Source organism: Arthrobacter sp. NQ4 (assembly GCF_029077345.1).
In the GTDB taxonomy this organism is placed as follows: Bacteria; Actinomycetota; Actinomycetes; order Actinomycetales; family Micrococcaceae; genus Arthrobacter.
Map to the genome: position 1 here is coordinate 322,546 of NZ_JARETC010000002.1, position 20,987 is coordinate 343,532.

The 20,987-nt window shown below is 67.3% G+C and carries 18 protein-coding genes; 4 read left to right on the top strand and 14 right to left on the bottom strand.

Features of this window, described 5'->3' with window-relative positions:
- Positions 1-68: 68 nt before the first annotated feature.
- Positions 69-1,892 (bottom strand): glycerol-3-phosphate dehydrogenase/oxidase, encoded by a 1,824-nt coding sequence (locus PUN51_RS05300; RefSeq protein ID WP_275180171.1) that lies wholly within the window; start codon positions 1,890-1,892, stop codon positions 69-71.
- A 125-nt stretch (positions 1,893-2,017) separates the two neighbouring features.
- Here PUN51_RS05300 and PUN51_RS05305 point away from each other — a divergent pair, with 125 nt between their 5' ends.
- The 4 genes from PUN51_RS05305 to PUN51_RS05320 are packed head-to-tail and all read left to right on the top strand — an operon-like array spanning position 2,018 to position 5,887.
- Entirely contained in the window at positions 2,018-2,983 is a 966-nt protein-coding gene (locus PUN51_RS05305) for a sugar-binding transcriptional regulator (RefSeq protein WP_159631928.1), read from the top strand.
- 19 nt (positions 2,984-3,002) lie between these two features.
- The gene (locus PUN51_RS05310) at positions 3,003-3,872 is read left to right on the top strand and encodes an aldo/keto reductase (RefSeq protein WP_275180172.1); all 870 of its coding nucleotides are present in this window, start codon (positions 3,003-3,005) and stop codon (positions 3,870-3,872) included.
- 9 nt (positions 3,873-3,881) lie between these two features.
- Entirely contained in the window at positions 3,882-4,811 is a 930-nt protein-coding gene (locus PUN51_RS05315; RefSeq protein WP_275180173.1) for an alpha/beta fold hydrolase, read from the top strand.
- A complete protein-coding gene (locus PUN51_RS05320; protein ID WP_275180174.1) occupies positions 4,808-5,887 on the top strand; it encodes a glycosyltransferase family 4 protein in 1,080 nt (359 codons plus the stop codon). Before PUN51_RS05315 ends, PUN51_RS05320 begins: the two co-directional genes overlap by 4 nt.
- Here PUN51_RS05320 and PUN51_RS05325 read toward each other — a convergent pair.
- The 13 genes from PUN51_RS05325 to pyrR form a co-directional block, all read right to left on the bottom strand.
- A complete protein-coding gene (locus PUN51_RS05325) occupies positions 5,884-7,968 on the bottom strand; it encodes a primosomal protein N' (protein WP_275180175.1) in 2,085 nt (694 codons plus the stop codon). The two genes, PUN51_RS05320 and PUN51_RS05325, sit on opposite strands and share 4 nt — an antisense overlap.
- Before the next feature lie 125 nt (positions 7,969-8,093).
- Entirely contained in the window at positions 8,094-9,329 is a 1,236-nt protein-coding gene (gene metK, locus PUN51_RS05330) for a methionine adenosyltransferase (RefSeq protein WP_159631923.1), read from the bottom strand.
- Between the two features lie 76 nt (positions 9,330-9,405).
- The gene (coaBC, locus tag PUN51_RS05335; RefSeq protein WP_224026146.1) at positions 9,406-10,644 is read right to left on the bottom strand and encodes a bifunctional phosphopantothenoylcysteine decarboxylase/phosphopantothenate--cysteine ligase CoaBC; all 1,239 of its coding nucleotides are present in this window, start codon (positions 10,642-10,644) and stop codon (positions 9,406-9,408) included.
- Positions 10,645-10,682: 38 nt separating this feature from the next.
- Entirely contained in the window at positions 10,683-10,943 is a 261-nt protein-coding gene (gene rpoZ, locus PUN51_RS05340; protein ID WP_026264487.1) for a DNA-directed RNA polymerase subunit omega, read from the bottom strand.
- 15 nt (positions 10,944-10,958) lie between these two features.
- A complete protein-coding gene (gene gmk / locus PUN51_RS05345; protein ID WP_159631921.1) occupies positions 10,959-11,552 on the bottom strand; it encodes a guanylate kinase in 594 nt (197 codons plus the stop codon).
- 44 nt (positions 11,553-11,596) lie between these two features.
- Positions 11,597-11,914: an integration host factor, actinobacterial type gene (gene mihF, locus PUN51_RS05350; protein WP_201302514.1), complete on the bottom strand. Its 318-nt coding sequence runs from the start codon at positions 11,912-11,914 to the stop codon at positions 11,597-11,599.
- A 110-nt stretch (positions 11,915-12,024) separates the two neighbouring features.
- Positions 12,025-12,885, bottom strand: coding sequence for an orotidine-5'-phosphate decarboxylase (pyrF, locus tag PUN51_RS05355; RefSeq protein WP_275180176.1), 861 nt, complete (start codon positions 12,883-12,885; stop codon positions 12,025-12,027).
- The gene (gene carB / locus PUN51_RS05360) at positions 12,878-16,192 is read right to left on the bottom strand and encodes a carbamoyl-phosphate synthase large subunit (protein ID WP_275180177.1); all 3,315 of its coding nucleotides are present in this window, start codon (positions 16,190-16,192) and stop codon (positions 12,878-12,880) included. Before carB ends, pyrF begins: the two co-directional genes overlap by 8 nt.
- A complete protein-coding gene (gene carA / locus PUN51_RS05365; protein ID WP_307490609.1) occupies positions 16,192-17,445 on the bottom strand; it encodes a glutamine-hydrolyzing carbamoyl-phosphate synthase small subunit in 1,254 nt (417 codons plus the stop codon). The genes carB and carA overlap by 1 nt, the downstream gene beginning before the upstream one ends.
- On the bottom strand, positions 17,426-17,944 hold the full coding sequence (locus tag PUN51_RS05370) for a PH-like domain-containing protein (protein ID WP_159631917.1): 519 nt from the start codon (positions 17,942-17,944) through the stop codon (positions 17,426-17,428). The genes carA and PUN51_RS05370 overlap by 20 nt, the downstream gene beginning before the upstream one ends.
- A complete protein-coding gene (locus PUN51_RS05375) occupies positions 17,944-19,284 on the bottom strand; it encodes a dihydroorotase (protein WP_275180178.1) in 1,341 nt (446 codons plus the stop codon). Before PUN51_RS05375 ends, PUN51_RS05370 begins: the two co-directional genes overlap by 1 nt.
- Entirely contained in the window at positions 19,284-20,309 is a 1,026-nt protein-coding gene (locus PUN51_RS05380; RefSeq protein WP_159631915.1) for an aspartate carbamoyltransferase catalytic subunit, read from the bottom strand. Before PUN51_RS05380 ends, PUN51_RS05375 begins: the two co-directional genes overlap by 1 nt.
- Complete coding sequence (gene pyrR / locus PUN51_RS05385; protein WP_275180179.1) at positions 20,306-20,893, bottom strand: bifunctional pyr operon transcriptional regulator/uracil phosphoribosyltransferase PyrR; 588 nt, start codon at positions 20,891-20,893, stop codon at positions 20,306-20,308. The genes PUN51_RS05380 and pyrR overlap by 4 nt, the downstream gene beginning before the upstream one ends.
- Positions 20,894-20,987 lie beyond the last annotated feature (94 nt).

A 20,987-nucleotide genomic window follows, 5' to 3' on the forward strand; every position in this document is an offset into this window, starting at 1 on the left:
TGTCGGTCCTCCGCGGGTGAAGGACCGTGGGGCCGGGACGCTGGCACGCCCCGGCCGGCCGCCTGGCCTTAGGAGACCAGGCTGTGCGTTTCCACGCGGTGGAAACGCTGCAGCACGTCCTGGGCGTGCTTGATCTCAGCGGCGCGGGTTGCGCTGTCCCACTTGAGCGGGACGGACAGCACCTCCGCCACTTCGTTGAGCAGCTCTCCGGTCACGAGCCCCCGGAATGCAAGGGAGGTGCGCCGGACGAGGACATCCACCAGGTGCCCCACCTGCTCGTTTGCCGCCATGAATTCCAGTTCGCGGACGCTGAGTTCCCGTGTGGACCGCAGGGCCTGGTCAGGCTCGGCATCAAGGTATTCGATGACGGCTTCGGCCCGGGTCCCGTAACGCGTCAGCAGCCCGGCCGCGCGGTCTGCGTCGCGGCCGGCGGCCATGTGGGCCTTGATCCACTTCTGAACGCCTGCTTCGTCGGCAGGGAAGCCCGCACCGCCGCCGATGGGAAGCTGCGCGGTCGAAAGCCTGCGCTGCACGCCGAGTTCGGAGAGGACATCGTTGGTCAGGTGTTCTGCGAGGGCGCGGAAGGTGGTCCACTTGCCGCCCACCAGGCTCAGCACGACGGCGCCGGTTCCGTTTGTTCCGGACGCGCGGCGTTCGATGCGGTAGTCCCGGGAGACAAATCCCGGCTGGGTGGCGTCATGGCTCGGCAGGGGGCGGACGCCCGAGAACGTATAGACGATGTCGTCAGGGGTCACGTCGATGGACGGGAAGACGTGGCCGATGAGGTCGAAGAAGTATTCGATTTCCTCGTCCGTGCAGATGGCGTCCTCTGACATGTCCGCGTCGACGTCCGTGGTGCCCACAAGCACCCGGTCACCCATGGGGTAGATGAGGACAATCCGGCCGTCGGTGTGTTCGAAGAAGATTTCCCGGCCCCGGCAGGCGGCGAGCAGGCCCGGGTGGTCCAGCACGATGTGGGAGCCCTTGGTTCCGCCCATGAAGGCGGAGGCTGCGCCCATGGCCCCATTGGTCAGGTCCACCCACGCCCCGGTGGTGTTCACGATGATGTCCGCCGTGAAATCGAACTCTTCCCCGGTGAGTTCGTCGCGGAGCCGGACAGTACTCCCCCGGCCGGTGCCCGGGTTCGGGGTGGAAGACATGGACTGCAGCGAGAGGTAGTTGCTGGCACGGGCCGTGTCACCCTGCGTGCTGGTTCCCTGCGCGTTGCCTGCCCGGCCCGCCTTCTCGCCATCCTGCAGGACGTCGAGGGTCAGCCGCTCAGGGTTGTGCACCGAGGCGTCGAAGTAGGTGGCGGTGTACTTGACGTCGGGCCGGAGGGCGGGCAGTTCCTGAAGGGCTGCCTTGTGGGTGCGGAACTGGTGCCGGGGCACCGTGCCGCCGTCGCGGGAAAACGAATCGTAGAGGCTGAGGCCCGCCTTGATGAGGAACGCGCCGCGCTCCTTGGGCTTGCCCTGCTGCTTGTGGGTAAGGAAGCGCAGCGGCGCGGAGAGGATGCCGGAGAAGGTGCTGAAGATCGGGATGGTGGTCTGCAGCGGCTTGACGTAGTGCGGGGCGATCTTCAGCAGGCGGTTACGCTCCACCACGGATTCCCGGACCAGGCGGAACTCCCCGTTTTCGAGGTAGCGGATGCCACCGTGGATCATGTGTGAGGACGCGCCGCTTGCGCCCTGGCAGTAGTCACCGCGCTCCACGAGCGCCACATCGACGCCCTGCAGTGCCAGGTCACGGAACGTGCCCACTCCGTTGATGCCGCCGCCAACCACCAGGACTTTTGCGTGCGGCCGGCGCCGCAGGCTGTGGACCGATGCGCGTTCGGCTCCTGGCCGGGGCGCACTGACAGATGGTCGGACAGTTGAATCCTTGGGTCCCAAAACGACTCCCTTGGGGCTTTGTGTGATGCGGTCACCGCTGGGTGGCGCCGCCGTTCTGCTCTATTGTTTGGAGAAATGGAAAATGGAGTCAAGCACTATGCACAAACGTGCAGAACGGAAGTGAGATGGCACTTTCCCGGGACCAGGATGCCCTCCGAGCTGCACAAATGTATTACCTGCAGGACCTCACCATGGATGCGATCGCCCGCGAGCTGCGGACGTCCCGGTCCACCGTTTCCCGGCTTCTGTCCTCGGCACGGGAGTCGGGACTGGTGCAGATCCAGATCCGCAACCCGCTGGACACCGGACCCGAGCTGGAGGGCATGATCCGGCGCCGGTACAACCTGGATGTCCACGTGGTTCCCATCCTCGGAACACTTAATGAGGCTGAGACCCTGGACCGGGTGGCCATGCAGGCTGCGCGGACCATCGGACCCCTGGTGGACTCCAACGCCATCATCGGCGTGGCCTGGGGATCGACGCTCAGCGCGGTGAGCCGGCACCTCACCCGGAAGATCACCCACGACAGTGTGATCGTCCAGCTCAACGGGGCCGGGAACATGCACACCACGGGCATTACCTACGCGAGCGACATCATGCGCCGGTTCGGCAGCGCCTACGGGGCACGGGTGGAGCAGTTCCCCGTCCCGGCGTTCTTCGACCATGCCGCCACCAAGACAGCCATGTGGAACGAGCGCAGCGTGCAGCGCGTCCTGGAACTGCAGGCAAAGATGAGCATCGCCATATTCGGCGTCGGATCCGTGCACGCCGACTATCCCAGCCACGTGTACGCCGGCGGGTACCTCGACGAAGACGACCTCAATGCCCTGGCCAACTCAGACGTGGTGGGCGACGTTGCCACAGTGTTCTTCCGGGCCGATGGGTCCTCTGACGGGATCGTCCTGAACGAACGGTCCACCGGCCCGTCCCTCGCCCAGCTCCGGGAGGTGCGCCGGAGGATCTGCGTGGTGTCAGGGGTCTCAAAGATCAACGGCCTGCGCGGGGCACTGGCAGCACGGCTCGCCACGGACCTGATCCTCGACGAAGCCACCGCACGCCGCCTGGTGGATTACGAGGGCCTCACCAGCTGAAGTGGGTAGAGTCGTTGCCATGAGAACCTCACCCCGGCTCAGCCTGAACAACGGCGTGCTGATAGACCAGCTCGGCTTTGGGCTGTACAAGGTGCCGGCAGCAGACGCGGAAGGGCTGGTGGCCACCGCGCTCGCCGCCGGCTACCGGCACTTCGATACCGCCGCCATGTATGGCAACGAAACCGGCGTGGCGCGCGGCATCAGTTCCCAGCTGGACGCGGGGACCGGCAGCGGCGGCTCAGGCGAACTCTTTCCGTCCCTGACCCGCGAAGACGTGTTCATCACCACAAAGGTGTGGAATGACCACCACGGCTACGATGCGACGCTGCGCGCCTTCGACGATTCCATGGTCAACCTTGGCCTGGATTATGTGGACATGTACCTCATCCACTGGCCGTGCCCCCGGCGGGGCCTGTTCCCCGAAACCTACCGCGCCCTGGAGACGCTCTACCGGGAGGGCAGGGTCCGCGCCATCGGCGTCAGCAATTTCCAGCCCGCCCACCTTGACCGCCTGCTGCAAAGCGCCGAGGTGGTCCCCGCCGTCAACCAGATCGAACTCCACCCATGGCTGCAGCAGGAGGAACTGCGCAGCAAGCATGCGGAACTGGGCATCCGGACCGAAGCGTGGAGCCCGCTGGGCCGCGGGCAGGTGCTGGCCGATCCCGTCATCCAGGCCTGCGCCGCCGAGCACGGCCGGACCCCCGCGCAGGTGATCCTCCGCTGGCACATGCAGCTGGGACATATTGCCATCCCCAAGGCCAGCTCTGAAGCCCGGATCCGGGAGAACCTCGACGTGTTCGGTTTCGAGCTCTCCGGGCGCGACCTGGCTGCCATTAAGGCGCTGGACCGCGGGCAGCGGACCGGGTCGCATCCGGACAACGTCAACTAGGCCTCCGCCATGGATACCGTGAACCCGGGGCCTTCCCCTGCGCCTGCGTACCTGAGTGCCGGCCTTGCCGCCCGCACCTCCGCGTCCACCGTGAGCCTTGACGGCAGCACAGTGGCTTTTTGGACCTATGAGCCCGTCGAGGAGACCCCGGAAACCCGCACCATCCTGGTGGTCCACGGATTCCGCGGCGACCACCACGGACTCCTGCGCGTGGCCGACCAGCTTCCGGACATGCGCATCATCATGCCGGACCTTCCGGGCTTCGGCAGTTCGGACGCATTTGCCCGGGGCCCCCACTCCGTGGAGCGCTACGGACAGTTCATCAGCGGCTTCATGGCCAGCCAGGGCCTGGGGCCGGACACCGTGCTGCTGGGACACTCGTTCGGGTCCATCGTGGCGTCGCACTTCGTGGCCAACAACCCGCAGGCCGTGCGTCCCCTGATCCTGATCAACCCCATCGCAGCTCCGGCTTTGGAGGGTCCAAAGGGCGTCATGACCCGCCTGGCCGTGCTGTACTACCAGCTCGCGGCACGGCTTCCCCGCGGCCCGGGACTGGCTCTGCTGCGCAATCCGCTGATCGTCCGGGTCATGAGCGAGACCATGGCCAAGACCCGCGACCGGGAGTTGCGGGCCTTCATCCACGGCCAGCACTACGCCTACTTCAGTTCCTTTGCCGACCGGGACAGCCTCCTGGAGTCCTTCACCGCCTCCGTCAGCAACCATGTGGCGGAGGTAGCCGGCCGACTGGACCTGCCCGTGCTGCTGGTCGCCGGCGAAAAGGATGAAATCGCCACCCTCCCCAACCAGCACCGCCTCCTGGAGCTGCTTCCCGACGGGGAGCTGAAGGTGATTCCCGGCGTCGGGCACCTGATCCACTACGAGACGCCTGAGCCGGCCGCCCGTTACATCCGCAGCTTCCTGAAGGACCATCCCGCGTGAAGATCGTCATTGATGCACGGTTCACCCGTACCGACCACCACGACGGCATCAGCCGCTATGGAGCCAGCCTGATTGCTGCCACGGCAAAGATCGCGGACGTCTCCATGCTGGTGTCCGACGAGCGGCAGCTTGCCCTGCTGCCGGACGTTCCCTACACGCTCATCAGCAGCCCGCTCTCGCCGCTGGAACTGTTCGTTGCCCGGCAAGTCAACGCCACAGGAGCGGACGTGGTGGTCTGCCCCATGCAGACCATGGGCACCTGGGGCCGGAAATACGGGCTGATCCTGACCCTGCACGACCTCATCTATTACGAGCACCCCGCTCCCCCGGGGTTCTTGCCGGCCCCGGTCCGGCTGCTGTGGCGCCTCTACCACAAGGCTTTCTGGCCCCAGCGCGTGCTCCTCAACCGGGCCGATACCGTGGCAACGATCAGCCAGACCACGGCGGCGCTGATGGCCAAATACCGGCTGACGCGCAGGCCCGTGCGCATCATCGCCAACGCACCGCAGCCGGCGCAGGAACCCCGCGACCCCGCCGCCGGCGCGGACAAAACGATCATCTACATGGGGTCGTTCATGCCGTACAAGAACGTGGAAACCATGGTGGCCGGCATGGCCGGGCTGCCCGGCTACACCCTTCACCTGCTCAGCCGGATCACGCCGCAACGGCGGGCTGAACTCGAAGCCATCGTGCCTGCGGGCGCCTCGGTGATGTTCCATAACGGTGTGACCGATGCTGAGTATGACGGGCTCCTGCGACGGGCCACTGCCCTGGTGAGCCTGTCCAAAGCGGAGGGGTACGGCCTTCCGCTGGTGGAGGCGATGGCGGTGGGTACGCCCGTGATCGCCAGCGAGATTCCCATCTTCCGCGAAGTCGGGGCGGACGCCGCGCTGTACGTGGATCCGGAGTCCCCCGGGCAGTTCGCGGACGCTGTGGGTCAGCTCCAGGACGACGTGCACTGGCAGGACATGTCCCGGCGTTCGATTGCGCGCGCGGCGGAGTTCAGCTGGGATGAATCGGCGCGCCAGCTGGTGGCTGCCGCGCATGAGGTCGTGGCGAAAAGGCGCCGGGCCTAGAGGACGTCCACGCCATCGAGCCGCAGCTGCACGGGGTCCAAGGTTCGCTTTGCAGCCACGGCTGCCCGGGTAACCCGCAGGACGCGGACGACGGCGGCAGCCTGGCCGTACGGGAAGAACAACAGGGTCCGGACGTCCTCGGCCGTGCGCCTGCCGGAGGGCGGTGCGGTGAGCAGCAGCGGCGCGGGGCCAGCCGTACGCACCGTGATGCCCGAGCCAGCCAGGTCCGCTTCCACCGCACCCGTGTAGTGTTCGACGGCGGCCCGCGGCCCTGTCACCGATGCGATGCGCACCGCCGGTGGAAGCTGGAGTTCCATCCGCAGGGACAGTTCACGGTGGGCGTAGCCGGCCGGATCCCACCGCAGCAGCGCCCCCGTGGCAGCGGTGTCCGTAGCCGTGACCACCACCAGTCCTTTGTCCGGGGCGGGACGTACCAGGGCGGCTGCGTTGAACCAGCGGCGCACGGTGTCCTCGCCCGCGCGGAGGGTTTCGCGGCGCAACAGGGAATCGCCGTCCAGCAGCAGTGCGGCAGCGTACCCGCCGTCTGCAACGGGTTCGGCCCCCACCGTGGCCACCACCAGGGCCTTGCCGGCACCCACTGTGGCCTTCACCTGGTCCCCCGAGGACGTGATGACCGTCGTCCCGGGAAACGCGCGGCCAAGCTCTTCGGCGGTTCGCAGGACGCCGGTGGCACCTTTTCGCAGCCGCCTGCCACTGCAGTGCGAGCACTTCCAGTCCGGGGCGGGGGTGGAACACCAGCGGCATTGGGGCAAAACGGAGGTGCCGGCCAAAGCCAGGGGCCCCTGGCAGTGCGCGCACCGGGCGGGTTCACGGCACGTCTCACACACAAGGGAAGGTGCATAGCCCGCCCTGGCGACCTGGACCAGGACGGGACCACGCTCCAGCCCCTCCTTGGCCGCCTGCCACGCGGCATGCGGCAGGCGGGCGATGGTGGCCAACGGGTCCCGGCCCTGCTCGAAGCTGTCGGCAGTGCTGACGACGCGCGGAACCGACGCACGGACAGTGGACCGCCCGGCCTCCACGGGGACGGCCCAGCCGGCCTCCACCAGGCGCTGGACTTCGGTGCTGCGGGCGTGTCCGGCAAGGAGGCAGGACGTACCCTCCTGTTCTGCCCGCAGGAGCAGGACCTCCCGGGCGTGGGCATACGGTGCGCGCTGCTCGATGTGGAGGTCGTCGCCGTCGTCCCAGCAGGCAACCAGCCCCAGGTCCTGCACCGGGGCGAAGGCCGCCGACCGCGTTCCGATTGCAATTTTGGCCCGGCCGGCCAGCAGGCGCAGGAAGTTCCGGTAGCGCGGCGTGGGACCGTCGTCGGCCGTGAGCCTGGCCACGGCCTCCTCCGGCACCAGGCCCTTCAGGGCATCCTCGACGCGGTCCAGGTCCCTGTAGTCGGGCACCACCAGGAGCGCGCCCCGGCCTGAGGCATAAGCGGCAGCTGCGGCCTGCGCCAGCAGGTCCGGCCAACCGGTGGGCCCGTACCCGTGCAGCGGATTGATAACGGCGCGGGGGGCGCCCCCTGCGGCCAGGTGCCTGAGGAAGGCAGCGCCGGTGCGGTACGGTGCCCACGATGAAACACCGGGGGCACCTGGCAGAGCGGGGACGCCTTCCGCTTCCCCGGTGTCCAGGGACGCAGGGTAGTCCTTCTCCAGCCTGGCAACCCGGGGCGGCACCGCAAGGCGGAGGACGTCGCTGACGGTGCCGGCATACCGTGCAGCAACGGCAGCAGCGAGGTCCTTGACGGCAGGCGTGAGGACCGGAACCGGCGACACCACTTTTGCCAGCGGCACCAGGGTGTGTCCGGCGTCGGACTCAGCGGCCCGTTCAAGGAGGAATCCGTTGAGGTCCTGGCCGTTGAACTTGACCTTGACTCTGACACCTGGCTGGGCTGCCTGGTCCAGCGCGGCCGGGACCGCATAGTCAAAGGGCCGGTCCAGATGGGGCAGCGAAGACTCAACAAGGACCCGGGCCACGGGAAGGTGCCCTGCCACGGCAACGCCAGTGGGCAGGGTGCGTGCCGGGAAGCCCTGCAGCAGGGACGGCTGCACGGAACTGTCAGCAACCACTGCGGTTACCTCCGTTCAGCTGCCGGGTTGGACAGGGACAGCAAAACACGGGGCACTGACAGTGGGCTTCCAGCCTGCCCCAATGGGATTCCTGCCTGCGCCGTGGGACTGCAGCTGCAGCGCGGCTATGCGTTGAAGAACGCCTTCAAATCATCCACCCGGTCAAGGCGTTCCCACGTGAAGTCGGGTTCGTCGCGGCCGAAGTGCCCGTGGGCAGCCGTCTTGGCGTAGATGGGCCGCTTCAGGTCGAGGGCGTCGATGATCGCCCTCGGACGGAGATCGAAGATTTCCGCGATGGCTTCGCTGATGCGGGCCGGGTCCACGGTCTCGGTGCCGAACGTCTCCACGTAGGTTCCCACGGGCCGGGCCTGGCCGATGGCGTAGGCGATCTGGATCTCGGCACGCTTCGCCAGTCCTGCGGCCACCACGTTCTTGGCTACCCAGCGCATGGCGTATGCGGCCGAGCGGTCCACCTTGGACGGGTCCTTGCCGGAGAAGGCGCCGCCGCCGTGGCGGGCCATGCCGCCGTACGTGTCGACGATGATCTTGCGGCCGGTGAGGCCGGCGTCTCCCACGGGGCCGCCGATAACGAACTCACCGGCAGGGTTGAGGATGTTCGCGGTGCGGGAAATGTCCAGGTTGGCGGCGGCGAGGACCGGCTCAATGACGATGGCGGCGAGGTCGGCGCGCAGCTGCTCAAGGCTTGCACCCTCGGCGTGCTGGCTGGAGATCACCACGGTTTCAACGGATACCGGAACGTCTTTGTCGTAGCCCACGGTGACCTGGGTCTTGCCGTCCGGGCGGAGGTAGGCCAGTTGGCCCGTCTTCCGGACGTCGGTGAGGCGTTCGGAGAGCCGGTGGGCCAGCCAGATGGGCGTGGGCATGTAGGAAGGGGTCTCGTCGCTGGCGTACCCGAACATCAGGCCCTGGTCGCCCGCACCCTGGAGGTCATAATCGTCTTCCTGGCGGCCTTCGCGGGCTTCCAGAGAGTTGAAAACGCCGCCGGCGATGTCATTCGACTGTTGGCCGATGGAGACGGACACGCCGCAGCGGGCACCGTCAAAACCGTTGGCTGAAGAGTCGTAGCCGATGCCGAGGATGGTCTCGCGGACGATCTGCGGGATTTCGACGTAGGCGTCGGTGGTGACTTCGCCTGCCACGTGCACCAGGCCGGTGGTCGCCATGGTTTCCACGGCTACACGGGATTCTGGGTCCGCGGCCAGGAGCGCGTCCAGGATGGCGTCGCTGATCTGGTCGCAGATCTTGTCCGGGTGGCCTTCGGTGACCGACTCGGACGTGAAGAGCCGGAGCGCGGAGGGCGTGGCCCCATGGGACTGGGGAAGGTGCAGCGGTAAAGTCACTCAACTACCTTACTGGTTGGAGCACGCCGGCCCTGCGGGAGATGTCTTCCCGCGAAGCAAACGTGGTGCGGAACACTCAGGTCCGGGGTGAAACCCGGTTCAGTTCAAAGCTGATGCGGGTAATGATGGCCTCGGCAACCTCAGTCTTGGTTCCCGACGCTTCCTGTGGTTCGGAGCCGGAGCGGGAGAGGATGACCACGGAGTTTGAGTCCTGCCCGAAGACCTTGTCCGTCCCCACGTGGTTGACCACCAGCAGGTCGCAGCCCTTCCGCTGCAGTTTTGCCTCCGCATACTCCAGGACGTCGCCCTCGCTGTCCCCGGTTTCCGCGGCGAAGCCGACGATGAGTTGCCCGGCTGCCGACGCAGCGGCATTGCGCTGTTCCACGAGCTCCTGCAGGATGTCCGGGTTGCGGAGCAGGGTGATGACGGGATCTGCGGTATCGTCCCGCTTTTTGATCTTGGTGTCCGAGACATCGGCCGGGCGGAAGTCGGCCACGGCGGCGGACATAATGACGACGTCGGAGTCCGCAGCGGCGTCCAGCGCAGCTTCGCGGAGCTGCAGGGCGGTCTCCACGCGGACCACCTCCACCCCGGCCGGGGGCGCAACGTCCATGTGGGCCGCCAGCAACCGCACGGTGGCGCCGGCGTTCCGGGCAGCGACCGCCAGGGCCACGCCCTGCTTGCCGGAAGAGCGGTTGCCCAGGAACCGCACGGGGTCCAGCGGTTCGCGGGTACCGCCAGCGCTGATGGTTACGGTGCGGCCCGCAAGCGGCAGCTGGTAATCGGACTGTCCCTGGACCAGCGCCATGGCTGCGTCGAAGATCACCTGCGGTTCCGGGAGCCTGCCCGGGCCCGAGTCTGCGCCGGTCAATCTGCCGGAGGCCGGCTCCAGGACAGCGGCGCCGCGGCCGCGGAGCGTCTCGACGTTGGCGCGCGTTGCCGCGTGCTGCCACATTTCGGTGTGCATCGCGGGGGCGAACAGCACGGGCCCGTGCGCCATCAGCAGCGTGTTGGTCAGCAGGTCCCCGGCCTGGCCGGTGGCAGCTTTTGCCAGGAGGTCCGCCGTGGCCGGTGCCACAACCACCAGGTCTGCCTCATGGCCCAGGCGGACGTGGTTGACCAGGTGCACGTCATCGAAGACGCTGTTGCTGACCGGGTTTCCGGACAGCGCCTCCCAGGTGGCGGTGCCGATGAAGCGGGTGGACGCCTCCGTGGGGATCACCGTGACGTCATGGCCGGCTTCAGTAAAAAGCCGGAGGAGCGATGCCACCTTATAGGCGGCAATCCCTCCCCCGACTCCGAGGACTATGCGCACGTGACCTCCGTCAACAGCAAGTCAGTTCAGCGGCAGGATTACTCTGCGGCTTCGATCGGCGTGGAAACCAGCTTGCCTTCGTTGATCTCGCGCAGTGCGATCGAGAGCGACTTTTCGTTCAACTTGGTGTCGACCAGGGGGCCGACGTATTCGAACAGGCCCTCGTGCAGCTGGGCGTAATAAGCGTTGATCTGACGAGCGCGCTTAGCACCGAAGATCACCAGGCCGTACTTGGAATCAGCTACCTTCAGCAGATCGTCGATCGGCGGGTTGATGATGCCTTCAAGGTTCGTGGACACGAATTCTCCAAATTCCTAGCGGGCTGACGGTTCCGGCAGGTGTGGATGCGGTGTCAGCCCCATGAGTGAAACAAGCTCGTCCGCTGCCCGGCGGACGTCGTCATTGATGACGGTATGGTCGAACTCCGGTTCAGCAGCAAGTTCCAGTTTAGCGGTTTCCAGGCGCCGCTGCTGTTCTTCGGGAGTTTCGGTGCCACGGCCCACCAGCCGGCGCACCATCTCGTCCCAGGTGGGCGGGGCCAGGAAGACGAACTGGGCGTCCGGAACGGCTGCCTTGACCTGGCGTGCACCCTGCAGATCGATCTCCAGCAGCACGGACCGGCCTTCCGCGATGGCCGCATTCACGGTGCTCTTCAGCGTGCCGTAAGTGTTCTGGCCGTGCACAACAGCCCACTCCAGGAGTTCACCCTCGGCAATGAGCTGCTCGAACTCCTCCTTGCTCTTGAAGAAGTAGTGGACACCGTCCACCTCGCCCGGCCGGGGCGCCCGGGTGGTGGCTGAGACGGAAAGCCAAACCTCCGGATAATTGTCCCGGATATAGGTGGACACGGTGCCTTTGCCAACAGCCGTCGGACCTGCGAGGACTGTCAGTCCAGGTTTCTTGCTCACGTATTCCTTTTGCCACGGTTGGGGAAGGGCAGGCGCCGCCTGCCTCAGTGCTCGTCTATAAAATCTACCAGCGCCCGGCGCTGGTGGACGCCCAGGCCCCGGACCCTGCGGGACGCTGCGATCCCCAGCTGCTGCATGATGGCTGCGGCACGCACCTTTCCGATGCCGGGCAGCGCTTCGAGCAGTTCAGAAACCCGCATGCGGGCCAGGGCGTCGTCCTCCAGCGCGGAGCTGATGATGTCCGCCGCCGACCTGTCGCCATTCCGGAGGCTTTCCTTGGCGGCGGCACGGGTTGCCCTGGCTGCTGCCGCCTTGCCCAGGGCGTCGGCCCGTTCAGACGCAGATAGAGGTCGCAGGACCATCACGGACACCCCCGAAGTCGGCGGATTCATCCAAGGGCGGCCGCCCTTGGACCTGTCCTGAAACTACCCTCTGGTGCAGCCTGAATCAATGCATCCGGACAATTGCAGGCCTATTCGCCCCGCAGTCCGTCCAGCGTCCGCAGCGCGGCCTCGCGCAGGCCCCGGGTTTCCGGTCCCGCCGACAGGATGTCGCGGCTGGACGTTCCCAGGACCAGCGGGTAGGCAGCGCCGAAGGTGGCCCGCAGGTCAGCCGGTGTTGCCCCCTGGGCCCCGAGGCCGGGCGCCAGGACGGGGCCGCGGACCGCAGCAAGGTCCAGTCCCAGGTCTTCCAGGGCGCCGCCGACCGTAGCGCCGACCACCAGGCCAACGGAACCGAGGCTTCCGGGATACCGGGAGTTCTCCGCTGCCGCGGACTCCGTGATCCTGCGGGCCACGGAATCCTTTCCGCCCACGTGCTGGACGGAAGCGCCCTCGGGGTTGGACGTCAGTGCCAGCACGAATACGCCCCGCCCGGTTTCCGCCGCGAGGTCCAGCGCGGGGCGAAGGGACTCGAAGCCGAGGTAGGGGCTCAGCGTGACGGAGTCCGCCGCGAGCGGAGACTCGTCGCGCAGCCACGCGTCCGCATAGGCGGCCATGGTGGATCCGATGTCGCCGCGCTTGGCGTCGGCGATGCTGAGCACGGATTCGTCCCGGGCCGTGGCCAGGACCTCCTCCAGCACCGCCATGCCGGCAGAACCGTGGCGTTCGTAAAGTGCCACCTGGGGCTTCACGGCGGCAGCGAGCGAAGCCACTGCCTCCAGGACCGTCAGCGAGAACCGCCGAAGCCCCGCGGCGTCGTCGTCCAGTCCCCAGCTCTTCAGCAGCGCCGGGTGCGGATCAATGCCAACGCAAAGGGGACCACGGGCGGCCATGGCCGCGCCGAGCCGGGAGCCAAAGGACTCCCGGCCGGCAGTGGCTGCCTGCTCAGGCATGCTGCAGGGCCGCCTTCTGCGAATCGGCCAGCGCTGCAGCGTGCTCCTGCAGGCTGGTGACAGACCACTCGTAGGTGCGCATGGCTTCGATGGCCTGGACGGCGGCGTTGAACTCGGCCACCGTGGTGATGCACGGAATGCCGATGGACGTTGCCGCGGCGCGGAGCTCGTAGCCGTCGCTGCGGGCTTCGCCGCCGGAGGGCGTGTTGAAGACCATGTCGATCTCGCCGGCCACGATGAGGTCGGCAATGGTGCCCTCCCCCTCGGCGCTGCTGCCCTCGGCAACCTTACGCACCGGGGTGGCCTGGATTCCGTTGCGGCGCAGGACGTCGGCGGTCCCGCCGGTGGAGACGATCTCGAAGCCGAGGTCGGAGAGCCGCTTGACGCCCATGATCACGGAACGCTTGTCGCGGTTGGCCACGGAGACGAACACCTTGCCTTCGGTGGGCAGGGCGTTGTTGGCGCCGGCCTGGCTCTTCGCGAAGGCGGTGTCGAAGTGCTTGTCGATGCCCATGACTTCGCCGGTGGAGCGCATTTCCGGGCCGAGCAGGGAGTCCACCACCTTGCCTTCAAGGGTGCGGAACCGGCTGAACGGCAGCACTGCTTCCTTGACGGCAACGGGGGCGTCGAGCGGCAGGGTCGAGCCGTCACCGGTTTCCGGCAGCATCTTGTAGGCGCTGCGGAGCTGGTTGATGGTCACGCCGGTGCCGATGAGGGCAGCGGCCTTGGCCATCTGGACGCCGGTGGCCTTGGACACGAACGGCACGGTGCGCGAGGCGCGGGGGTTGGCTTCCAGGACGTACAGCACGTCCGAGGCCAGCGCGAACTGGATGTTGATCAGCCCGCGCACGCCCACGCCCTCGGCGATGGCGCGGGTGGCCACGCGGACGCGCTCGATGACATTGCTGCCCAGCGTGATGGGCGGCAGGACGCAGGCGGAGTCGCCGGAGTGGATGCCGGCTTCCTCGATGTGCTCCATGATGCCGCCCAGGTACATGTCCGTGCCGTCGTAGAGGGCGTCGACGTCGATCTCGACGGCGTCCTCCAGGAACCGGTCGATCAGCACCGGGTGGTCCGGGGTGATCTCGGTGGCGTTGGCGATGTAGCGGGAGAGGTTGGGCTCGTCGTAGACGATTTCCATGCCGCGGCCCCCCAGAACGTAGGACGGGCGGACCAGGACGGGGTAGCCGATCTCGTCGGCGATCTTCTTGGCGTCCTCGAAGGAGACGGCGGTGCCGTTCTTGGGCGACACCAGGCCGGCCTTGTCCAGGACGCGGGAGAACGCGCCGCGGTGCTCGGCGAGGTCGATGGCCTCCGGTGAGGTGCCCAGGATCGGCACTCCGGCATCGGCGAGCTGCTGCGCGAGCTTCAGCGGGGTCTGGCCGCCGAGCTGGACGAACACGCCCATGACGCCGCCGGTGCGTTCCTCGGCCGCGATGACCTCCAGCACGTCCTCGAGCGTCAGCGGCTCGAAGTACAGGCGGGTGGAGACGTCGTAGTCGGTGGAGACGGTTTCCGGGTTGCAGTTGACCATGACGGTCTCGTAGCCGGCCTTGCGCAGCGCCATGGAGGCGTGGACGCAGGAGTAGTCGAACTCGATGCCCTGGCCGATGCGGTTGGGGCCGGAGCCGAGGATGATGATGGACGGCTTGGAGTGCAGCGCGACCTCGTCCTCCTCGTCGTAGGCCGAGTAGTGGTACGGCGTGTAGGCGGCGAACTCCGCGGCGCAGGTGTCCACGGTCTTGTAGACGGGGCGGATACCCAGGGCCTGCCGGACGCCGCGGACCACTGCCTCGGAGTTGTGGGTCAGGGCACCGATCTGCTCATCCGAGAAGCCGTGGCGCTTGGCGCGCTTAAGCATGTCGGCGGTCAAGGCGCCGGCCTGGCGGATTTCGTGGGAGATCTCATTGAGCAGCTGGAGCTGGTCCAGGAACCAGGGGTCGATCTTGGTGGCTTCGAAAAGCTGTTCCACGGTGGCGCCGCCCAGGAGGGCGCGCTGGACCTGGTGGAGGCGCTCCGTAGTGGGGCGCTTCGCCTTCTCGATGAGTTCGGCGACTTCCCATTCCGGGACGCTGCTGAAGTCCAGCTGCGAGCCCTTCTGCTCCAGGGAGCGCAGGGCCTTCTGCAGGGCCTCGGTGAAGTTGCGGCCCATGGCCATGGCTTCGCCGACGGACTTCATGGTGGTGGTGAGGGTGTTGTCCGCCGCCGGGAACTTCTCGAAGGCGAACCGCGGGACCTTGACCACTACGTAGTCCAAAGTGGGTTCGAAGGACGCAGGGGTCTTCTGCGTGATGTCGTTGGGGATCTCGTCCAGGGTGTAGCCGAGCGATAGCTTGGTGGCAATCTTGGCGATGGCGAAGCCGGTGGCCTTTGACGCCAGTGCCGAAGAACGGGATACGCGCGGGTTCATCTCGATGACCACCACGCGGCCGGTGGCCGGGTCGATGGCGAACTGGATGTTGCAGCCGCCGGTGTCGACACCCACCTCGCGGATGACGGCGATGGCAACGTCGCGCAGCTTCTGGTATTCGCGGTCGGTGAGGGTCAGCGCCGGGGCCACGGTGATGGAGTCGCCGGTGTGCACGCCCACGGGGTCGAAGTTTTCGATGGAGCAGACGACAACCACGTTGTCGTTCTTGTCCCGCATCATTTCGAGCTCGTATTCCTTCCAGCCCAGGATGCTCTCTTCGAGCAGGACCTCGCTGGTGGGGCTGTACTGCAGGCCCTGGCCGACGATGCGGCGCAGGTCATCCTCGTTGTAGGCCAGGCCGGAGCCCAGGCCGCCCATGGTGAAGGACGGGCGGACCACCATCGGGTAGCCCAGGTCCTGTGCTGCCGCGAACGCCTCGTCCATGGTGTGGATGATGTGGCTGCGGGCGGATTCGGCACCGCAGCGCTCAACGACGCCCTTGAACTTCTCGCGGTCCTCGCCGAGCTCGATCGCGGCGATGTTGGCACCGATCAGCTCCACGTTGTACTTCTCCAGTACACCGTTCTTGTCCAGGGCGATGGCGGTGTTCAGCGCGGTCTGGCCGCCCAGGGTGGGCAGTACGGCGTCGGGGCGTTCCTTGGCGATGATCTTCTCCACCACCTCGGGGGTGATGGGCTCAACGTAGGTGGCGTCGGCGAACTCGGGGTCGGTCATGATGGTGGCCGGGTTGGAGTTCACGAGGATGACGCGGAGGCCTTCCTCCTTGAGGACCCGCAGGGCCTGGGTGCCGGAGTAGTCGAACTCGGCGGCCTGGCCGATGACGATCGGGCCGGAACCAATGACGAGGACGCTTTTGAGGTCTGTACGTTTCGGCATTACTTCTTGTCCTCAGTCTTGTTGTCGGTGGCGGTCTTGGTGTCAGCGTTCTTGGCGTCGCCCATGAGGTCGATGAACCGGTCGAACAGGTACGCGGCATCGTGGGGTCCGGCGGCAGCCTCCGGGTGGTACTGGACGGAGAAGGCCGGGATGTCCAGGCAGGCGAGGCCTTCCACGACGTCGTCGTTCAGGCTGATGTGGCTGACTTCCACCCGGCCGTAGCGTGCCTCCGGAGCCTGGGTGGCGCCGTCGAGCGGGGCGTCCACGGCGAAGCCGTGGTTCTGGGAGGTTATTTCCACCTTGCCGGTGCGTCGGTCCATCACGGGCTGGTTGATGCCGCGGTGGCCGTAGCGGAGCTTGTAGGTGCCGAAGCCCAGGGCCCGGCCCAGGATCTGGTTGCCGAAGCAGATGCCGAAGTAGGGCAGCTTCTCATCCAGGACGGAGCGCAGGAGCTTCACCTGGGCGTCGGCCGTGGCGGGGTCGCCCGGGCCGTTGGACATGAAGAAGCCGTCCGGGTTGACGGCATTGACATCCTCCAGGGTGGCGGTGGCAGGCAGTACGTGGACGCGGACGCCGCGCTCGGCGAACCGTACCGGGGTCATGGCCTTGATGCCGAGGTCGATCGCCGCGATGCTGAAGCGGGGTTCGCCCTCCCAGCCGTGGTCCTTCGGTTCCACCACGTAGGCTTCGTCGACGCTGACTTCCTCGGCCAGGCGCGAACCCTCCATGGGGGCGCTGGCCAGGACGGCGTCGAGCAGCTCCTTGTCGGTGCCCTGCGCCGCCTCGCCGGAGAAGATGCCGGCGCGCATGGTCTTGTGCTCACGCAGGTGCCGGGTGATGGCGCGGGTGTCCACACCCTGGATGCCGACGATGCCCTGGGCCACCAGTTCCTCATCCAGCGACCGCTCGGAACGCCAGTTGGAGGGCCGGCGCGCTGCGTCGCGGACAATGTAGCCGGCCACCCAGATGCGCCGGGACTCGGCGTCGTCATCATTCACGCCGGTGTTGCCGATGTGCGGGGCGGTCTGCACCACCAGCTGGCGGGCGTACGAGGGATCGGTGATGGTTTCCTGGTAACCGGTCATGCCGGTCGCGAAGACGGCCTCGCCCAGGGCGGTGCCGGTGGCGCCGTAGCTGGTGCCGCGGAAGATGCGTCCGTCTTCGAGAACCAGCGCAGCCGGGGCCGATACAGGAGCGGAGGTGGTTGCTGTCAATGTATTCGCTTTCACTGTCTTACTTTCCACTGGTGGCACCAGCCGCGGGGGCTGACGAAATCAAATCCTGAAGGGCCTGGTACAGCACGTCCTTGTCCGCGGCGCGGCGGGTTCGGAAGCCGGTGTCCAGGTCATGCGTGCCGTGCGTCCATCCGAGCACCAGGAGGCCGTCCTTTTCCACGAACTTCCCGGCCATGCCGCTGTCCTGCCGGACTTCCGTGAGGGAGGCGGCGGGGATGTACAGGGCAGGGGCACCGGATCGCTCATAGAGGACGCCGTGCGGGTAGACCTCGAGGGTGGCGTTGGTGCGGATGCCGAGCCCGTGCACGGCGATCCGGTCAAGCCAGTCACCGGCCGTTGTGGTGGCCACGTACTGCCCCTCGGCAGCGGCGGTGGGCTGGCCCGGCGCGGCGGGCACCTGGGGCAGTTGTCCGACGTCGGACTGGCGCTTCAGGCGGTTGCGCCACCCCACTGCGAGGAGGACAAACACGACGGCGACCACCGCCAGCATGGCAAGGCCGGGAAGGATCTTGTCCATCAGGCAGCGCCTGCAGGGGTTGCGGCGGCATCCGGGTGGGGCGTGTTGAGCGCGCCGTCGAGGACGGTGGCGTGCCCCCTGAAGAAGGTTGCCACCACCTTGCCCGGAAGCTCCCTGCCCTTGAAGGGCGAGTTGCGGCCCATGGTGGCCATCTGGAACGGGTCCACCGTCCAGCGCGCGGCCGGATCCACCAGGATGAGGTTGGCGGGTTCCCCGGCTTCGATGGGCCTGCCCTGGTCGCTCAACCGGCCGATCTTCGCAGCCGCGGTGGAGGTGACCCGTGCGAAGTCCGCCCACGTCATCAGGCCGGTCTCGATCATGGCGTGCTGGACGACGGACAGGGCCGTTTCCAGTCCGGTCATGCCCATGGCGGCCTGCGCCCACTCGCATTCTTTGTGCTCGCTGGGATGCGGTGCGTGGTCGGTACCCACAACGTCGATCGTGCCGTCTGCCAGGCCTGCGCGCAATGCCTGGACGTCGGCGTCGGTGCGCAGCGGCGGGTTGACCTTGAAGACGGGGTCGTAGCTGCGGACCAGGTCGTCGGTCAGCAGCAGGTGGTGCGGGGTGACCTCAGCCGTGACGTCGATGCCGCGTTCCTTGGCCCAGCGGATGATTTCCACCGAGCCTGCCGTGGACACGTGGCACACGTGCAGGCGGGAACCGACGTGCTGGGCAAGGAGGACATCGCGGGCGATGATGCTTTCCTCGGCGACGGCTGGCCAGCCGGTGAGGCCGAGGACGGCGGAGACGTCGCCCTCGTTCATCTGGGCCCCGGCGGTCAGGCGGGGTTCCTGCGCGTGCTGGGCCACCACGCCGTCGAACGCTTTGACGTATTCCAGCGCGCGGCGCATCAGCACGGGGTCGTGGACGCAGATGCCGTCGTCGGAGAACATGCGCACTCGGGCGCGGGAATCGGCCATGGCGCCCAGTTCAGCCAGCTGCTCCCCCGCCAGGCCAACGGTGACGGCGCCCACCGGGCGCACGTCCACCCATCCGGCGGCGCGGCCCAGCGTGTAGACCTGTTCCACGACGCCCGCGGTGTCGGCGACGGGCGTGCTGTTGGCCATCGCGTGAACCGCGGTGTAACCGCCCAGCGCCGCGGCACGCGTTCCGGTTTCCACGGTTTCGGCATCTTCACGGCCGGGTTCGCGGAGGTGCGTGTGGACGTCAACCATGCCGGGCAGGGCCACCAGGCCGGCGGCGTCGATGACGGTGGCACCGTCAGCGGAGAGCCCGTGGCCGATCTCGGCGATGATGCCGTCGCGGACCAGCAGGTCCGTGGGGTCGCCGCCCAGGATGGCGGCGCCCTGGATGAGGTACGTTCCGGTGTTGCCTGCCATCAGTTGCTCTCCTTGGTGGACAGGGCGGCGGCGTAGGCCGGCGCCCGGGTTGCGGCTGGTTCCCGGGTGTCCCCGGAGAGCAGCAGGTACAGTGCGGCCATCCGCACGGACACGCCATTGCGGACCTGGGCAAGGACGGTGGAGCGGGGTGAATCCGCGGCGGCTGCGCTGATCTCCAGGCCACGGTTCATGGGGCCCGGGTGCATGATGATGGTGTCCGTCATGCCGAGGTCATCGAGGGCCCGGAGCCGGTTGTCGTCGAAGCCCCAGCGGCGCGAGTATTCGCGGGTGCTCGGGAAGAACGATGCGTTCATGCGTTCGCCCTGGACCCGGAGCATCATGACGGCGTCAACGCCGTTTGCGAGGGTTTGGTCCAGGTCGTAGCTGACGCTGCAGGGCCATTTGTCGACGCCGACCGGCAGCAGGGTGGGGGGCGCCACCAGTGTGACCTCCGCGCCAAGGGTACGGAGCAGCCACACGTTCGAACGCGCCACGCGGGAGTGCAGGACATCGCCTGCGATGGCGACCCGCATGCCTTTGAGGTCTGTTCCCTGGGAATCGGTCCCGGCCAGGCGGGCCCAGTGCCGGCGCATGGTGAAGGCGTCGAGGAGGGCCTGGGTGGGGTGCTCATGGGTGCCGTCGCCGGCGTTGATGACGGCGGCGTCGATCCAGTCGGTGGCAGCCAGCCGGTGCGGCGCGCCGGAAGCCCAGTGCCTGATGACGACGGCGTCCGCCCCCATGGCGGACAGGGTCTGGGCAGTGTCCTTGAGGGACTCGCCCTTGGAAACGGACGATCCCTTGGCGGCGAAGTTGATGACGTCCGCCGACAGCCGCTTGGCCGCGGCTTCGAAGGAGATGCGGGTGCGGGTGGAGTCCTCGAAGAAGAGGTTGACGACCGTGCGGCCGCGCAATGCCGGAAGCTTCTTCACTTCCCGCTCCCCCACGGCCGACATTTCCTCGGCAGTGTCCAGGATGCGGATGGCGTTCGAAAGGCTGAGGTCCCCGGTGGACAGGAGGTGTTTCATGCGCCGCCCTCAATCACGACTTCGTTGACGGGCGCTCCGGCGTCGGACGTGTCCGTTTCCTCCAGCCGGACCCGGACCTTCTCGGCGGAGGAGGTGGGCAGGTTCTTGCCTACATGGTCTGCGCGGATGGGAAGTTCGCGGTGGCCCCGGTCAATCAGGACCGCGAGCCGGACAATACGGGGGCGGCCGAGGTCGACGAGGGCGTCAAGGGCGGCGCGGATGGTGCGGCCCGAGTACAGGACGTCGTCGATCAGCACCACGACTTTGTTGTCGATGCCGGTGTGGGGCAGCCTGGTGGGGTACGGCGGCCGGGTCCCTTGGTGGGAGAGGTCGTCACGGAACATGGTGACGTCCAGCTGGCCCACAATGGCAGCGGCGTCAACGGTGTTGTCCGCGGCGGCGATCTTTTCGGCCAGCCGGACAGCCAGCGGGTAACCGCGGCGGGGAATGCCCAACAGGACCAAGTCCCGGGATCCCTTGTTGGCTTCGAGGATCTCGTGGGCGATACGAGTGAGGGCCCGGTCAATGTCCGCCTGGCTGAGGACAACCCTGGCTGGAACCGGTGCGCTGGTGACAGATGTCAACGCTCGTCTCCCCTTTCCCCGCCTCACAGGACGGAATTAAAAAAGGAATGTTTGCTGTTCAAAATTACCACACGGTCCCTGCCGGGCCGGTGCC

Bases quoted from the DNA above. Each gene is read 5' to 3' on its own strand.
- PUN51_RS05305 (WP_159631928.1), top strand. From the start codon at position 2,018: ATGGCACTTTCCCGGGACCAGGATGCCCTCCGAGCTGCACAAATGTAT.
- PUN51_RS05310 (WP_275180172.1), top strand. From the start codon at position 3,003: ATGAGAACCTCACCCCGGCTCAGCCTGAACAACGGCGTGCTGATAGAC.
- PUN51_RS05315 (WP_275180173.1), top strand. From the start codon at position 3,882: ATGGATACCGTGAACCCGGGGCCTTCCCCTGCGCCTGCGTACCTGAGT.
- mihF (WP_201302514.1), bottom strand. From the start codon at position 11,914: ATGGTCCTGCGACCTCTATCTGCGTCTGAACGGGCCGACGCCCTGGGC.
- pyrF (WP_275180176.1), bottom strand. From the start codon at position 12,885: ATGCCTGAGCAGGCAGCCACTGCCGGCCGGGAGTCCTTTGGCTCCCGG.
- carB (WP_275180177.1), bottom strand. From the start codon at position 16,192: ATGCCGAAACGTACAGACCTCAAAAGCGTCCTCGTCATTGGTTCCGGC.
- PUN51_RS05370 (WP_159631917.1), bottom strand. From the start codon at position 17,944: ATGGACAAGATCCTTCCCGGCCTTGCCATGCTGGCGGTGGTCGCCGTC.
- PUN51_RS05375 (WP_275180178.1), bottom strand. From the start codon at position 19,284: ATGGCAGGCAACACCGGAACGTACCTCATCCAGGGCGCCGCCATCCTG.
- PUN51_RS05380 (WP_159631915.1), bottom strand. From the start codon at position 20,309: ATGAAACACCTCCTGTCCACCGGGGACCTCAGCCTTTCGAACGCCATC.